Source organism: Ferdinandcohnia sp. Marseille-Q9671 (assembly GCF_976954385.1).
On record NZ_CDRJTA010000001.1, the window covers coordinates 2,274,952 to 2,291,357 of the forward strand.

Consider the following 16,406-nt stretch of genomic DNA (forward strand, 5'->3'; position numbering starts at 1 on the left):
CAGTTATCTACATAAACAAACTCACTCATTCGGGTGAGTTTTTTTATTTCATACGAATTTATCTCCGCGAATGATAGAATCACTTTGAACACGATATTCACTTCCTGTATAATAAGAAATGAACAAAAGAAGGAGGGGCAATGGACAATGGCATATCAAGCATTATACCGTGTCTTTCGACCGCAAACATTTCATGATGTTGTTGGACAAGAACATATTACAAAAACCTTGCAGAATGCCCTTCTTCAAGAGAAGTTTTCACATGCTTACCTATTCTCTGGACCAAGAGGGACAGGTAAAACAAGTGCTGCAAAAATATTTGCAAAAGCAGTCAATTGTGAACGTTCTCCTATCTCGGAACCCTGTAATGAGTGTGCGGCGTGCAGAGGAATTACAGATGGGTCTATCTCTGATGTGATTGAAATTGATGCAGCTTCTAATAACGGGGTCGATGAAATCCGGGATATTCGAGATAAGGTGAAGTATGCCCCAAGTGCTGTACGATATAAAGTCTATATAATAGATGAAGTACATATGCTTTCCATTGGTGCCTTTAATGCCTTATTAAAAACATTAGAGGAACCACCGAGACACGTCATTTTTATCTTAGCGACTACCGAACCACATAAAATTCCACTTACGATTATTTCGCGTTGTCAACGTTTTGATTTTCGTCGCATTACAGCGCAAGCTATTGTGGGGAGAATGAAAACGATTATTACAGAGCAAAATGTTTCTGTTGATGATCAAGCGCTTTATATGATTGCAAGAGCTGCTGAAGGTGGAATGAGGGATGCATTAAGTCTTTTAGACCAAGCCATCTCTTTTAGTGATGAAACGGTTCAGTTGGAAGACGTTCTCACCATTACCGGTGCTGTATCACAGTCGTTTTTAACAAATCTGGTACGCGCGGTGCGAGACCGAGATGTCCGTACAGCCTTAAAGACACTAGATGAAATGATGGATCATGGGAAGGACCCAATGCGCTTCATAGAGGATTTAATATTCTATTATAGGGATATGCTTTTATATCAAACAGCCCCTCAGCTAGAAGAGGTACTTGAGCGGGTTATGGTGGATGAGGAATTTACGGAGCTAGCCAAAAGCATACCTAACCATGAAATATACGATACGATTGATATATTTAATCAAGCTCAACAGGAAATGAAGTGGACAAATCACCCACGTATCTTTTTAGAGGTTGCGCTTGTAAAACTCACACAACTGGAAAACCAACAATCTCTTGAGACGTTGCCACAAATAGATGGTTTGATGAATAAAATAAATCAATTGGAATCAGAACTTGCATCAATTAAAGAAAAAGGAATCACTGTTCAAACGAGTGATGCTAAACCAGCAGCTGAAAAACGTCCGCAAAAGTCATCTAGAAATAACTATAGGACACCTGTTGGAAGAATAAATGAGATATTAAAGCAAGCAACCCGTCAGAACCTGGAACTATTAAAAGGTAAATGGGGCGATATGCTTGAACATCTACGCAGCCAAAATAAAGTGTCACATGCAGCCCTTTTAATTGAAAGTGAACCAGTTGCTGCTTCTACAAATGCCTTTGTGTTAAAGTTTAAATATGAGATTCATTGTAAAATGGCTTCAGAAAACGCAGAGGTTCGAGAAAATCTTGAAAATATACTTTATACATTAACGGGACGACGATTTGAAATGGTTGGTGTTCCAGACGATGATTGGGGTACTATTAGAGAAGAGTTTTTACGTGGGCAACGTACTGATGATGAAGAAAATGTAGAGGAATCAGAAGATCCACTCATTTCAGAAGCAATGAAAATCGTTGGTGCAGAACTCATTGAAATAAAAGAATAACTTAATTTTATATATTATAAAGGAGGAAACAAACATGATGCGTGGTGGCGGAATGGGAAATATGCAAAAAATGATGAAACAAATGCAAAAAATGCAAAAGGATATGGCAAAGGCACAGGAAGAGCTAGCAGAAAAGGTTGTTGAAGGTACTGCTGGTGGCGGTATGGTAGTTGTGAAAGCAAACGGACAAAAAGAAATTATCGATGTTATCATTAAAGAAGAGGTTGTAGACCCAGAAGATATTGAAATGCTTCAAGATTTAGTGTTAGCAGCAACAAATGATGCACTAAAGAAAATTGAAGAAATGACTAACGAAACGATGGGCCAATTTACAAAAGGAATGAACCTACCATTCTAATAGTATGAAGTAAGTGAATTTCGGTGGTTTGATACATTAAGAGTATATAATTAATTGAGGGCTCAAACCCTAGCTGGATAAGGGTAAAGGCCTTTGGCGGATTTCAAGATTTAAACGAAATCAAAGACTAGGGATGTCACGTTCTGTAGCAACGTCTTTGACTCACCTCTTAAAGGTCTAAAATTCGTGTATAAATCCGCCAAAGGCGCATTTGATTCAGCTGAAAGGACTTAGATTGTTATGCATTATCCTGAACCAATATCTAAGCTTATTGATAGCTTTATGAAATTGCCAGGTATCGGTCCAAAAACGGCCGTTCGTCTGGCTTTTTTTGTATTAAGTATGAAAGAAGATGTAGTGCTTGATTTTGCTAAAGCACTCGTAAATGCTAAGCGTAATCTCACATATTGTTCAAATTGCGGACATATAACTGATAGGGACCCTTGCTATATTTGTGAAGATGTTCGCCGTGACAAAACAGTCATCTGTGTCCTTCAGGATCCAAAGGATGTTATTGCGATGGAGAAAATGAAGGAATATAACGGGTTATATCATGTGTTGCATGGAGCAATATCGCCAATGGACGGTATTGGTCCAGAGGATATAAAAATTCCAGAATTATTAAAAAGACTTCAAGATGATACTGTACAGGAAATTATTTTAGCGACTAACCCTAATATAGAAGGGGAAGCTACTGCTATGTATATTTCACGATTATTAAAACCATCAGGGATTAAAATCACAAGAATTGCACATGGATTACCTGTCGGTGGTGACTTAGAATACGCTGACGAAGTGACACTTTCAAAGGCGCTAGAAGGACGTCGTGAATTATAGGAGGTCTTTTATGCTTTTTAAAAAGAAGGGATGGCTTCGGGAAGAATTTAACCAAGAGCTTTTAAGTCAATTAGAGTCCGCCAAACAAGAATGGATGAGACAAAAGAACTTAATTGAAAAAAGTGTAGAGCCTTCCGATGACATACTTAACGAATTAAGGGTAGCCGAAACAAAATACTTCTTTCTTTTACGTGAGGCAAAAAACAGAAAAGTGTTTCTATAAAAAAATCCTACTAGGAACGAAGATCATTCCCAGTAGGATTTTTTATATAAATGAAGTTCTTAAAATGAGCCCGGTACATACACTAATAGTACAAGTTGTCTCGAAGGAGTGAAGTTTGATTGGAACCAACGGTCGTTATATCTATACTGGGAGGATTAATCGTACTCGTACTTCTAATGGGAGCACCACTTAAGCCTATTCGCTTTGTTGGACAAGTTTTTGTAAAAGTACTAATCGGTGCCTTATTTCTTTTCTTTTTAAATGCATTTGGTACTTCTTTTGATTTACATGTTCCCATTAACCTTGTTACATCTGCAGTATCTGGCCTACTTGGAATACCAGGATTGGTAGCCCTTGTACTTATAGATATATTTATAGTAGGATAAAAAAACAAATGCATTTGCCATTTGTTTTTCTTTTTTAGTTTCACAGAAAATGAAGGATAGTGTGTGAAAAACTATTTCAATATAAGTTATTGACTTTCATTTAATACCGTAGTATATTTATATATCTCACCGGGAATACCTAAAATGGTAAATAACATATTTTAAAAATATGTTGACTTATCTTTGTGAGGATGTTATATTAATAAAGTCGCTTCTGAGCGGCAAGTTAAAAAGTTCTTTGAAAACTGAACACAATACAAGCGTCAACGTTTTAATTCTAAGTAACAAATTATTGAGCAATCAATACTCTTATTGGAGAGTTTGATCCTGGCTCAGGATGAACGCTGGCGGCGTGCCTAATACATGCAAGTCGAGCGGATCTTTGGGAGCTTGCTCCCAAAGATTAGCGGCGGACGGGTGAGTAACACGTGGGTAACCTGCCTGTAAGACTGGGATAACTTCGGGAAACCGGAGCTAATACCGGATAACATATAAGACCACATGGTCTTATATTAAAAGATGGCTTTTAGCTATCACTTACAGATGGACCCGCGGCGCATTAGCTAGTTGGTGAGGTAACGGCTCACCAAGGCGACGATGCGTAGCCGACCTGAGAGGGTGATCGGCCACACTGGGACTGAGACACGGCCCAGACTCCTACGGGAGGCAGCAGTAGGGAATCTTCCGCAATGGACGAAAGTCTGACGGAGCAACGCCGCGTGAGCGATGAAGGCCTTCGGGTCGTAAAGCTCTGTTGTTAGGGAAGAACAAGTACCGTTCGAATAGGGCGGTACCTTGACGGTACCTAACCAGAAAGCCACGGCTAACTACGTGCCAGCAGCCGCGGTAATACGTAGGTGGCAAGCGTTATCCGGAATTATTGGGCGTAAAGCGCGCGCAGGCGGTCCTTTAAGTCTGATGTGAAAGCCCACGGCTCAACCGTGGAGGGTCATTGGAAACTGGGGGACTTGAGTGCAGAAGAGGAGAGCGGAATTCCACGTGTAGCGGTGAAATGCGTAGAGATGTGGAGGAACACCAGTGGCGAAGGCGGCTCTCTGGTCTGTAACTGACGCTGAGGCGCGAAAGCGTGGGGAGCGAACAGGATTAGATACCCTGGTAGTCCACGCCGTAAACGATGAGTGCTAAGTGTTAGAGGGTTTCCGCCCTTTAGTGCTGCAGCAAACGCATTAAGCACTCCGCCTGGGGAGTACGGTCGCAAGACTGAAACTCAAAGGAATTGACGGGGGCCCGCACAAGCGGTGGAGCATGTGGTTTAATTCGAAGCAACGCGAAGAACCTTACCAGGTCTTGACATCCCATGACAACTCTAGAGATAGGGCTTTCCCTTCGGGGACATGGTGACAGGTGGTGCATGGTTGTCGTCAGCTCGTGTCGTGAGATGTTGGGTTAAGTCCCGCAACGAGCGCAACCCTTGATCTTAGTTGCCAGCATTCAGTTGGGCACTCTAAGGTGACTGCCGGTGACAAACCGGAGGAAGGTGGGGATGACGTCAAATCATCATGCCCCTTATGACCTGGGCTACACACGTGCTACAATGGATGGTACAAAGGGCAGCGAAACCGCGAGGTTAAGCAAATCCCATAAAACCATTCTCAGTTCGGATTGCAGGCTGCAACTCGCCTGCATGAAGCCGGAATCGCTAGTAATCGCGGATCAGCATGCCGCGGTGAATACGTTCCCGGGCCTTGTACACACCGCCCGTCACACCACGAGAGTTTGTAACACCCGAAGTCGGTGGGGTAACCGTAAGGAGCCAGCCGCCTAAGGTGGGACAGATGATTGGGGTGAAGTCGTAACAAGGTAGCCGTATCGGAAGGTGCGGCTGGATCACCTCCTTTCTAAGGAAACTGAAGTTCTACGAACTTCATAAAAAGACGCTTTGTATTGTGGTCAGTTTTGAAGGAACTTTCCTTCTTAACTCGTTCCTTGAAAACTAGATAACGTAACAAAACATTCATTGAAGTAAGTAAAGTTCTTTAAACTTAGTAAGTTTAAAGACAAACAAGAAGCAAGAAGGTCGAGGAAGCAAAGTTCTGGAGGAACGGAGCGTAGTTTTCGCTACGTGAGTACCGGAAGAACGAAGCTGACGAAGAGATTCGACGCTTATCAAAGCCGAATAGGTTAAGTTATGAAGGGCGCACGGTGGATGCCTTGGCACTAGGAGCCGATGAAGGACGGTACTAACACCGATATGCTTCGGGGAGCTGTAAGTAAGCATTGATCCGAAGATTTCCGAATGGGGAAACCCACTGCCCGTAATGGGGTAGTATCCATACCTGAATTCATAGGGTATGAGAAGGTAGACCCGGGGAACTGAAACATCTTAGTACCCGGAGGAAGAGAAAGCAAACGCGATTTCCTGAGTAGCGGCGAGCGAAACGGAAGATAGCCCAAACCAAGAGGCTTGCCTCTTGGGGTTGTAGGACACTCTATACGGAGTTACAAAAGAGCGAAGTAGACGAAGCGACCTGGAAAGGTCCGTCAGAGAAGGTAACAACCCTGTAGTCGAAACTTCGTTCTCTCTTGAGTGGATCCTGAGTACGGCGGGACACGAGAAATCCCGTCGGAAGCTGGGAGGACCATCTCCCAAGGCTAAATACTCCCTAGTGACCGATAGTGAACCAGTACCGTGAGGGAAAGGTGAAAAGCACCCCGGAAGGGGAGTGAAATAGAACCTGAAACCGTGTGCCTACAAGTAGTCAAAGCACATTTATGTGTGATGGCGTGCCTTTTGTAGAATGAACCGGCGAGTTACGATCCCGTGCAAGGTTAAGTTGAAGAGACGGAGCCGCAGCGAAAGCGAGTCTGAATAGGGCGAAATAGTACGTGGTCGTAGACCCGAAACCAGGTGATCTACCCATGTCCAGGGTGAAGTTCAGGTAACACTGAATGGAGGCCCGAACCCACGCACGTTGAAAAGTGCGGGGATGAGGTGTGGGTAGCGGAGAAATTCCAATCGAACTTGGAGATAGCTGGTTCTCTCCGAAATAGCTTTAGGGCTAGCCTCGAGTATAGAGTCTTGGAGGTAGAGCACTGATTGGACTAGGGGCCCTCATCGGGTTACCGAATTCAGTCAAACTCCGAATGCCAAAGACTTGATTCTCGGGAGTCAGACTGCGAGTGATAAGATCCGTAGTCAAGAGGGAAACAGCCCAGACCACCAGCTAAGGTCCCAAAGTATACGTTAAGTGGAAAAGGATGTGGAGTTGCTTAGACAACCAGGATGTTGGCTTAGAAGCAGCCACCATTTAAAGAGTGCGTAATAGCTCACTGGTCGAGTGACTCTGCGCCGAAAATGTACCGGGGCTAAACGTATCACCGAAGCTGTGGATTGTTCTTACGAACAATGGTAGGAGAGCGTTCTAAGTGCAGCGAAGTCAGACCGGAAGGACTGGTGGAGCGCTTAGAAGTGAGAATGCCGGTATGAGTAGCGAAAGAGGGGTGAGAATCCCCTCCACCGAATGCCTAAGGTTTCCTGAGGAAGGCTCGTCCGCTCAGGGTTAGTCGGGACCTAAGCCGAGGCCGAAAGGCGTAGGCGATGGACAACAGGTTGATATTCCTGTACCACCTCTTTACCGTTTGAGCGATGGAGGGACGCAGGAGGATAGGGTAAGCGCGCTGTTGGATATGCGCGTCCAAGCAGTTAGACTGGTAAGTAGGCAAATCCGCTTACCGCGAAGGTTGAGCTGTGATGGCGAGGGAAATATAGTACCGAAGTTCCTGATTCCACACTGCCAAGAAAAGCTTCTAGCGAGGTAAATGGTGCCCGTACCGCAAACCGACACAGGTAGGCGAGGAGAGAATCCTAAGGTGATCGAGAGAACTCTCGTTAAGGAACTCGGCAAAATGACCCCGTAACTTCGGGAGAAGGGGTGCTTTTTAGGGTGAATAGCCCTGAAAAGCCGCAGTGAATAGGCCCAGGCGACTGTTTAGCAAAAACACAGGTCTCTGCGAAGCCGCAAGGCGAAGTATAGGGGCTGACACCTGCCCGGTGCTGGAAGGTTAAGAGGAGGGGTTAGCTCTAAGCGAAGCTCTGAATCGAAGCCCCAGTAAACGGCGGCCGTAACTATAACGGTCCTAAGGTAGCGAAATTCCTTGTCAGGTAAGTTCTGACCCGCACGAAAGGTGTAACGATCTGGGCACTGTCTCAACGAGAGACTCGGTGAAATTATAGTACCTGTGAAGATGCAGGTTACCCGCGACAGGACGGAAAGACCCCGTGGAGCTTTACTGCAGCCTGATATTGAATTTTGGTACAGCTTGTACAGGATAGGTAGGAGCCTTGGAAGCCGGAGCGCTAGCTTCGGTGGAGGCGTCGGTGGGATACTACCCTGGCTGTATTGAAATTCTAACCCGAAGGCCTTATCGGCCTTGGAGACAGTGTCAGGTGGGCAGTTTGACTGGGGCGGTCGCCTCCTAAAAAGTAACGGAGGCGCCCAAAGGTTCCCTCAGAATGGTTGGAAATCATTCGTAGAGTGTAAAGGCACAAGGGAGCTTGACTGCGAGACCTACAAGTCGAGCAGGGACGAAAGTCGGGCTTAGTGATCCGGTGGTTCCGCATGGAAGGGCCATCGCTCAACGGATAAAAGCTACCCCGGGGATAACAGGCTTATCTCCCCCAAGAGTCCACATCGACGGGGAGGTTTGGCACCTCGATGTCGGCTCATCGCATCCTGGGGCTGTAGTCGGTCCCAAGGGTTGGGCTGTTCGCCCATTAAAGCGGTACGCGAGCTGGGTTCAGAACGTCGTGAGACAGTTCGGTCCCTATCCGTCGTGGGCGTAGGAAATTTGAGAGGAGCTGTCCTTAGTACGAGAGGACCGGGATGGACACACCGCTGGTGTACCAGTTGTTCTGCCAAGGGCATCGCTGGGTAGCTATGTGTGGAAGGGATAAGTGCTGAAAGCATCTAAGCATGAAGCCCCCCTCAAGATGAGATTTCCCATAGTGTTAAACTAGTAAGATCCCTCGAAGATGACGAGGTTGATAGGTCAGAGGTGTAAGCATGGTGACATGTGTAGCTGACTGATACTAATCGATCGAGGACTTAACCAAATTATCAATGAATGTAAATACGTTATCTAGTTTTGAAGGAATGAATATTTCTTCATATAGTTTAGTGACGATGGCGAGAAGGTCACACCCGTTCCCATACCGAACACGGAAGTTAAGCTTCTCAGCGCCGATGGTAGTTGGGACTTTGTCCCTGTGAGAGTAGGACGTCGCTAAGCAAACGAAAGATCAGCTATAATGGCTGATCTTTTTTGATTTTAATAAACCGGAAGGTTTAGTGGAAGCAAAGAATCATTAGGATATAAATAAAGAAAATGAAGAATAAATGGTTGGGTTTCGAGGAGCAAGGAGTTCAAGGAAGCAAGTGAGCGACAACCGGAGTGTACAGCGTACATGAGGATTGGAGGGAGTGAAGCTGACGCAGAAATCCGAAGTTCATCGGAAGCCAACCACCGAACGCGGAAGTTAAGCTTCGGCGCCGATGGTAGTTGGGACTTTGTCCCTGTGAGAGTAGGACGTCGCTAAGCAAACGAAAGATCAGCTATAATGGCTGATCTTTTTTGATTTTAATAAACCGGAAGGTTTAGTGGAAGCAAAGAATCATTAGGATATAAATAAAGAAAATGAAGAATAAATGGTTGGGTTTCGAGGAGCAAGGAGTTCAAGGAAGCAAGTTTTGTCAGGACGAAGGCTAAGTACGCAACGTCCTGTTGCAACGCCTTCATGACCTACATCCTGTAAGCCTCCGGAGTGTACAGCGTACATGAGGATTGGAGGGAGTGAAGCTGACGCAGAAATCCGAAGTTCATCGGAAGCCAACCACCGAACGCGGAAGTTAAGCTTCGGCGCCGATGTAGTTGGGACATTGCCCAATTGGGAAGTCTAGAATGTAAATAAAGGATAGTTGTTTTTTTACAATGTAACATACGAAACTAACTTAAAAAATATAAGAAAGAGATATAACAATTTTTGTTACACCTCTTTCCTCAAAATCATTTTATCTATCTTTCATGTGAGTGAATACAGCGACGATTACATCAATATTATTATCAATAAAGGTAAGACGTTCCCGTGATACTCTTGTCCATTCATCAGAGAAGTGTGCCGAAGATAAGATATGTCTCAAACCAAATGTATAGATTGCATGAAGCTCGGAGATAACATAACTTGCCCCAACTTGTCTCCCTGCCTTATGTAGAATGCTTTGAATATCATCCTTTATCCAATCAGGAGCAACTTCTACGGACTTTCTTAATAGTACTTCATATTCTTGATTTAACATACTCTGACTCCTCCATTACCTACTGTTATTTCTGTAATTTGATTTCCTTCATCATTGTGTCTTGTCTCCTTACTATCTATTTTACTAGAAAATTTATAATATGTAATATACCCCTTTACTTGGTTCGAAGGAAATGAAGACAAAAGAAGCTTTCTTCTGTAGATTATCTAACAAAAATGCTTTCCCCTCGCAAATTTTGTTCAAATCTTTACTATTTCTACTCTAAGACATACACAAACTAGCCACAGAGGAACATAGATTACTAAATAGGTTAGTAAAACTGTTCGTTATTTTTGAAATTGTGTATACATTTTGAGGAATCGGGACAAAATATGTGTATGGAGGTGGAGGGAGTGGAATCACTCGCAAATAGTAATAAACTTGGGGAAACGTGTATTATATGTGAGCAAGAGAAGAAAAACGGCATACACCTTTATACAAGATTTATTTGTATGGATTGTGAACAAGATATTATTCATACGGAAACGAATGATCCAAAGTACCAGTTTTATTTAGATAGGCTTAGAAAGGTTTCAACACCGGAGATATATTCATAGTTTCTAAGTGTATAATCCCATTATTTTAAAAATACATTTGTATTATTTGAATCGCCATATACGCGTTAGGCAGCGATTCCTAAATGGACCTAGTATAGGTCCGTTTTTTTGTTTTATAATAAAAGAAAATGCATTCGGAAAGGTTTATGCTTTATGAATCAACATTGCACCCCACTTTTTGACGCACTAGATAAACATGCGAAGAAACAAACACAGTCAATGCATGTGCCAGGACATAAATATGGACAAGTATTTTCAAATAAGGGTAATCCATATTTTCAAAAGTTATTAGAAATAGATGTTACGGAATTATCAGGACTAGATGATCTACATCAACCTGAAGGAGTCATTTTAGAGGCAGAGACATTATTGGCTGAATTATATGGAGTAGAGAATAGCTTCTTTCTAGTTAATGGTTCAACTGTAGGAAACTTAGCCATGATCCTTGCCACATGTTCGGCAAATGATACAGTACTTGTTCAACGAAATTCGCACAAATCCATTATCAATGGTTTACAATTGGCTGGAGTTCGTCCTGTCTTTCTTCATCCGGAATATGATTCGGATGTACAGGTTGCCTCATACGTTTCCTTTGAAACGGTAAGAAGAGCATTTCAAACGTATCACAATATAAAAGCTATCATTTTAACAAGCCCTAATTATTATGGAATGCTAAATCCTATAGAACTAAGAAAAATCATTACATACGCACATACAAAGAATGTGGCGGTTCTAATTGATGAGGCCCATGGTGCACATTTTTTAATGGAAGGTTTTCCTGCTTCGGCATCATCACTTGGTGCGGATATTGTTGTTCAATCAGCACATAAGACACTCCCAGCAATGACAATGGGTTCTTATATGCACGTGAATAGTAGGTTAGTTAGGAAATCAGAAGTTGAAAAATATCTTCGCATGTTGCAAACCAGTAGTCCGTCCTATCCCATTATGGCATCTCTTGACCTTGCGCGGCATTATCTTGCCTCTGTAAAAAAGAAGGGCTCAACTGAAATACGTAAAAAGATAGAGCAGTTTATACAAAAACTAAAAACCATCCAACAACTTAAGGTTGTGACATCAAGGAACCCAAATCTCGAGACGGATTTATTAAAAGTTACGATTCAGTCACAATGCGAGGCAAATGGCTTTCAACTTCAGAGTTTATTTGAACAGGAGGGGTTGTATACAGAACTAGCAGACCCTAACAACGTTTTACTCGTGTTACCATTATCAAGTACATTTGATGATGAAGAAGCATATGTAAAAGTAAAGAGAGCCGTAAAAAATTTCATACCCGAAAAAAGAGATAGATCCGACTTACTTCTTGAAACAGAGAAAATCACTACTCTATCTATTTCCTATAATGAAATAAAAGGGTACAATAGAAAGACTGTTTCCCTTCAAGAATCAATTGGAAAAATTTCCGGAGAAATGATTATTCCGTATCCCCCTGGGGTTCCCCTTCTGATGGAGGGTGAGAATATTACAAGGCAACACATAGATTTATTAGAAACATATGTTGAGACAGGTGCACGATTCCAAGGTTGGGAAGTGCAGCGAACATATATACATATATTAGATAAGTAAGGAGCTTGAGTAGTTGTGGCAGGTTATTTTATTACATTTGAAGGTCCCGAAGGCGCAGGTAAGACTACAATCGTTAGGATCCTTCAAGACGAGCTTATAAAAAAAGGATATGATGTGGTTTCTACCAGAGAGCCAGGTGGCATAGAAATAGCAGAGCAAATTCGTTCTGTTATTCTTGACCGAAATAACACGAACATGGACAGTCGTACAGAAGCTCTATTATATGCAGCATCGCGTCGTCAGCACTTAGTGGAGAAAGTAATACCAGCGCTTGAAGAAGGCAAGGTCGTACTCTGTGACCGCTTTGTTGATAGTTCGTTAGCTTATCAAGGGTATGCACGGAAATTAGGAATTGACGAAGTTTTATCAATCAATGAGTTCGCCATAAACGGACTAATGCCGTCACTTACCCTGTTCTTTGATATAAACCCTGAAAAAGGGCTGACAAGAATTAGCAATAGTGATAACCGTGAAGTGAATCGTCTTGACTTAGAGACCTTATCCTTTCATCAAAGAGTCTACGAAGGCTACACAATCTTGGCAGACCGTTTTAAAAACCGATTCCATACACTGAATGCTGAAAATTCGATTGAAAAAGTCGCACAGGAAGCCCTTGCTATTATTGAAAAACATATGAATCAAGAGTAATAAGATGAATTACCTCAAAAGTCTGATGATTTTTGAGGTTTTTCTTTTTATTATGGCTATACTTGTTATAGAATAAAGACAACTAATAGAGGATGTCCAAAAAGGTCCGGTGTAAATGACGATTCTTTAGAGGAGCTTCGACTAAATACCGACTCTTCCTGTGTCGAACGTCGAAGTCACCACATCCTGTGGAAGCTCGTTGGCTTGTTTTTCCGTTCCTCGGAAAAGAAAAACACTTTTCCGTCGTGCGAAGCGGATTCTTAGAAGCACTCCTTGTGCTCACGTATTAACTACATACGTTCCGCTACTCAAAACTGCGCCGCCTCGAACTTTCGACGCACAGGACGTGCTAGTGTCGACAAGACATAAGGACGTGGCGTTCTTGTCGACGGTCCTTTCATCCTCCTTTCTGAACATCTACTAATAGGACACACGCACACATAGTTACCAAATTTCGTAATATGAAGTAGCATATAAAAGTGATAAAATAAAGGGAGGCAAAACGATGAAGCTAGTCGTTGCAGTTGTGCAAGATAAAGATAGCAACCGTTTGTCACAGGCATTAGTAGAACATAATTTCCGAGCAACCAAGCTTGCTACAACAGGTGGTTTTCTAAAATCGGGGAATACAACGTTCCTTGTAGGAACTGAGGATATCCGAGTTAATAAATTATTAGATATTATCAACGATAATTGTAAACATCGGGAACAGATGATTTCACCAGTTTCTCCAATGGGTGGTAATGCGGATTCTTTTGTTCCATTTCCAGTTAAGGTAGAAGTGGGTGGAGCAACGGTGTTTGTTTTACCAATTGATGAGTTCCATCAATTTTAACGTTATACAGTCGGAATTAAAAACCCGTCTGAAGAAGGAAGCCTTCAGCAGATGTCACGATTTTTGTAGAATTCAAAATTAGCCAAGGCTATTTGATTTTATGTAAAGGTGTTTTTCATTCATGAAGATAAACCAGGATTTTCGTTTAAATATAGATAAAAATAGTGTTAATGTACCAAATAAAACGATGGGAAATCTCAGTTTTGGTAAAATTGTTCATCAAGAGGAAAATAAACTGCAGATGGAGCAATTGTCTAAGTTATTTTCTCAAATTGATAAGGCAGGCGAACGTTTATCAAGATCACAAACCTTTAGTGATTTAGCTTCTTATAAATCCCTTGTTAAACGTTTTATCTATGAGGCGGTAGAGTATGGAATGGATATCAAGCAGTCTCATAGTTGGGATTCAAATGGACAAAGTAGAACTCATAAGTTAGTTGAGGAGATTGACCAAGAATTATTGGAGTTAACACAAAACATGGTAAACCAGGAAAAGGGTTCAATTGATATACTTGGAAAAGTCGGATTGATAAAAGGTTTATTAATCAATTTGTATACGTGATTTGAAAGAGTGATGCATGGTGGAAAAAACATGGGAACAGCTTCAAGAATATCAACCACTTGTCTTAAAAATGGTTGGGAATAGCCTACAGAAGAATAGAGTGGCCCATGCTTATTTATTTGAGGGAAGCAGAGGGACAGGTAAAAAAGACGTAGGATTTCTTCTAGCAAAGAGTCTATTCTGTCAGCAACCGGTAGGATATAAGCCTTGTAATGAATGCACAAATTGCCGTAGAATTTCGTCTGGAAACCATCCAGATGTTCATGTCGTAGAGCCTGATGGGCTATCGATAAAAAAGTGGCAAATTCAGGCATTACAAGAGGAGTTCTCCAAAACGGGTGTTGAATCTAACCGTAAAGTATATGTAATCAACCACGCTGATAAGATGACAACAAATGCTGCGAATAGTTTGTTGAAGTTTTTAGAAGAGCCGACAAGTCAAACGGTAGCAATTCTATTAACTGAACAAATTCATAGGATATTAAATACGATTCTATCGAGGTGCCAAGTCTTATCATTTCAACCATTGGCACCAAAGGTCATCGCGCAGCAGCTCAGTAAGGAAGGCATATCACCTACCATTGCTTCACTTGTTGCACAAACGACAAATAATTTAGAAGAAGCCCGTGAGCTTTCAACAGATGCTTGGTTTGGACAGTCCCGTTCGATAGTGTTACAATTATATGAAGTATTAAATACAAGACCAACTCATGCTTTCTTTTTTTTACAGGACCAATGGTTACCTCATTTTAAAGAGAAAGAGCAGCTTGGTTTTGGTTTAGATATATTATTGCTAGTTTACAAAGATTTATTATATGTTCATCTAGGTGATGAGGATAAGCTTGTATTCCATGACCAGATTACTAGCTTCAAACAATATGCACTACAGACGTCGACAAGGCGGATTAGTGATCAGATAACAGCTGTATTAGAAGCAAAACGTCGTATACACACCAACATGAATCCACATTTATTAATGGAACAATTGGTATTAAAGTTACAGGAGGGATTTAAGCTTGTATGATGTAGTTGGTGTACGCTTTAAAAAAGCGGGTAAAATATATTACTTTGACCCAAATGGCTTTACAATTCCTGACGGTGAATATGTCATCGTGGAAACCGTTAGAGGAATTGAATTTGGCAAGGTTGTTATAAATAAGAAACAGGTTGATGAAAATGACATCGTCCTGCCGTTAAAAAAGGTAATCCGGATTGCGGATACAAAGGATAAATTAATTGTAGAAGAAAATAAACAAGCTGCAAAAGAGGCATATGATGTATGCCTTGAGAAAGTGGTTGAACATAGCCTAGATATGAAGCTTGTTGATGTAGAATATACGTTTGATAGAAATAAAGTGATCTTCTATTTTACAGCAGATGGACGAGTGGATTTCCGTGAATTAGTAAAGGATCTTGCTGCTATCTTCCGTACGAGAATTGAACTCAGACAAATAGGTGTACGGGATGAAGCGAAGATGCTTGGTGGAATTGGTCCATGTGGAAGAATGCTTTGTTGCTCAACCTTCTTGGGTGATTTTGAGCCAGTTTCAATTAAGATGGCGAAGGATCAAAACCTTTCATTAAACCCTACTAAAATATCAGGTTTATGCGGCCGATTAATGTGCTGTCTAAAATATGAAAATGACGAGTACGAAAGTGCAAAAGAGCAACTTCCTGATCTTGGCGATGTTATTGAAACGACAAGTGGAGCAGGTAAGGTTGTCGGTCTAAATATTTTAGAGCGTGTGCTACAACTAGAACTAGTTGGTCGAGAACGTGTTGTTGAATATACGTGGGAGGAACTATTGAGAGAAGGAGCGATTTCGATTCAAGCCACAGAATAACGAGGTGGAGTACGTGGACAAAAAAGATATTTTTGAATCTGTTAGTAGTATGGAGACTCAAATAGGAAATCTGTACAAACAACTAGGAGAATTAAAAGAACATCTTGGACAATTACTTGAAGAGAATCACAATCTGAGAATGGAGAACGATTTATTACGACGTCGACTAGATCAATCCATATCTAAGAAAAAGGTAGAAAAGGCTGACAAAGCTATACATGAAGCAAAGCAAATGGATATAGGAGAAGGATACGATAATTTGGCAAGGCTTTATCAGGAAGGCTTTCATATCTGTAATGTCCATTATGGAAGTGTCCGTACTGAAGGCGACTGTTTATTTTGTCTATCCTTTTTAAATAAGAAGTGACCCTTTCTAATTAGAAAGGGTTTTTTCAATTTATGGGAAAAAGCATTAT

General features: G+C 41.8%; 14 protein-coding genes and 3 rRNA genes. 16 read left to right on the forward strand and 1 reads right to left on the reverse strand.

Features of this window, described 5'->3' with window-relative positions; genetic code table 11:
- Positions 1–147: 147 nt before the first annotated feature.
- The 8 genes from dnaX (at position 148) to rrf (ending at position 8,893) form a co-directional block, all read left to right on the forward strand.
- Positions 148–1,839, forward strand: a complete 1,692-nt coding sequence (dnaX, locus tag ACWNMY_RS11215) for a DNA polymerase III subunit gamma/tau (RefSeq protein ID WP_449538300.1) — start codon at positions 148–150, stop codon at positions 1,837–1,839.
- Between the two features lie 37 nt (positions 1,840–1,876).
- Positions 1,877–2,197, forward strand: a complete 321-nt coding sequence (locus tag ACWNMY_RS11220) for a YbaB/EbfC family nucleoid-associated protein (protein ID WP_449538444.1) — start codon at positions 1,877–1,879, stop codon at positions 2,195–2,197.
- A 240-nt stretch (positions 2,198–2,437) separates the two neighbouring features.
- On the forward strand, positions 2,438–3,034 hold the full coding sequence (gene recR / locus ACWNMY_RS11225) for a recombination mediator RecR (protein WP_449538301.1): 597 nt from the start codon (positions 2,438–2,440) through the stop codon (positions 3,032–3,034).
- Positions 3,035–3,044: 10 nt separating this feature from the next.
- On the forward strand, positions 3,045–3,257 hold the full coding sequence (locus ACWNMY_RS11230; protein WP_449538302.1) for a YaaL family protein: 213 nt from the start codon (positions 3,045–3,047) through the stop codon (positions 3,255–3,257).
- A gap of 119 nt (positions 3,258–3,376) precedes the next feature.
- Positions 3,377–3,643: a pro-sigmaK processing inhibitor BofA family protein gene (locus tag ACWNMY_RS11235; protein WP_449538303.1), complete on the forward strand. Its 267-nt coding sequence runs from the start codon at positions 3,377–3,379 to the stop codon at positions 3,641–3,643.
- Positions 3,644–3,952: 309 nt separating this feature from the next.
- A 16S ribosomal RNA gene (locus tag ACWNMY_RS11240) occupies positions 3,953–5,502 on the forward strand.
- Between the two features lie 281 nt (positions 5,503–5,783).
- Positions 5,784–8,717: ribosomal RNA gene (locus ACWNMY_RS11245) — 23S ribosomal RNA — on the forward strand.
- 60 nt (positions 8,718–8,777) lie between these two features.
- Positions 8,778–8,893, forward strand: a 5S ribosomal RNA gene (gene rrf, locus ACWNMY_RS11250).
- The 16S, 23S and 5S rRNA genes sit together here, the layout of an rRNA operon.
- A gap of 779 nt (positions 8,894–9,672) precedes the next feature.
- Here the strand turns inward: rrf and ACWNMY_RS11255 are convergent.
- On the reverse strand, positions 9,673–9,957 hold the full coding sequence (locus tag ACWNMY_RS11255) for a hypothetical protein (protein ID WP_449538304.1): 285 nt from the start codon (positions 9,955–9,957) through the stop codon (positions 9,673–9,675).
- 338 nt (positions 9,958–10,295) lie between these two features.
- On the opposite strand from ACWNMY_RS11255, the gene ACWNMY_RS11260 reads away from it, so the two are divergent.
- From ACWNMY_RS11260 to yabA, 8 genes are all read left to right on the forward strand, one after another.
- On the forward strand, positions 10,296–10,514 hold the full coding sequence (locus ACWNMY_RS11260; RefSeq protein WP_449538305.1) for a sigma factor G inhibitor Gin: 219 nt from the start codon (positions 10,296–10,298) through the stop codon (positions 10,512–10,514).
- A 153-nt stretch (positions 10,515–10,667) separates the two neighbouring features.
- Positions 10,668–12,101, forward strand: coding sequence for an aminotransferase class I/II-fold pyridoxal phosphate-dependent enzyme (locus ACWNMY_RS11265; protein WP_449538306.1), 1,434 nt, complete (start codon positions 10,668–10,670; stop codon positions 12,099–12,101).
- A gap of 15 nt (positions 12,102–12,116) precedes the next feature.
- On the forward strand, positions 12,117–12,749 hold the full coding sequence (gene tmk, locus ACWNMY_RS11270) for a dTMP kinase (RefSeq protein ID WP_449538307.1): 633 nt from the start codon (positions 12,117–12,119) through the stop codon (positions 12,747–12,749).
- Positions 12,750–13,254: 505 nt separating this feature from the next.
- Complete coding sequence (locus ACWNMY_RS11275; RefSeq protein WP_449538308.1) at positions 13,255–13,584, forward strand: cyclic-di-AMP receptor; 330 nt, start codon at positions 13,255–13,257, stop codon at positions 13,582–13,584.
- A 121-nt stretch (positions 13,585–13,705) separates the two neighbouring features.
- Positions 13,706–14,146, forward strand: coding sequence for a YaaR family protein (locus ACWNMY_RS11280; RefSeq protein ID WP_449538309.1), 441 nt, complete (start codon positions 13,706–13,708; stop codon positions 14,144–14,146).
- A 19-nt stretch (positions 14,147–14,165) separates the two neighbouring features.
- Positions 14,166–15,170 carry a DNA polymerase III subunit delta' gene (gene holB, locus ACWNMY_RS11285; RefSeq protein ID WP_449538310.1) on the forward strand — a complete coding sequence of 335 codons (1,005 nt, stop codon included), beginning with the start codon at positions 14,166–14,168 and terminating at the stop codon, positions 15,168–15,170.
- A complete protein-coding gene (locus ACWNMY_RS11290) occupies positions 15,163–15,990 on the forward strand; it encodes a PSP1 domain-containing protein (protein WP_449538311.1) in 828 nt (275 codons plus the stop codon). Before holB ends, ACWNMY_RS11290 begins: the two co-directional genes overlap by 8 nt.
- Before the next feature lie 13 nt (positions 15,991–16,003).
- Positions 16,004–16,357 carry a DNA replication initiation control protein YabA gene (yabA, locus tag ACWNMY_RS11295; RefSeq protein ID WP_449538312.1) on the forward strand — a complete coding sequence of 118 codons (354 nt, stop codon included), beginning with the start codon at positions 16,004–16,006 and terminating at the stop codon, positions 16,355–16,357.
- Positions 16,358–16,406 lie beyond the last annotated feature (49 nt).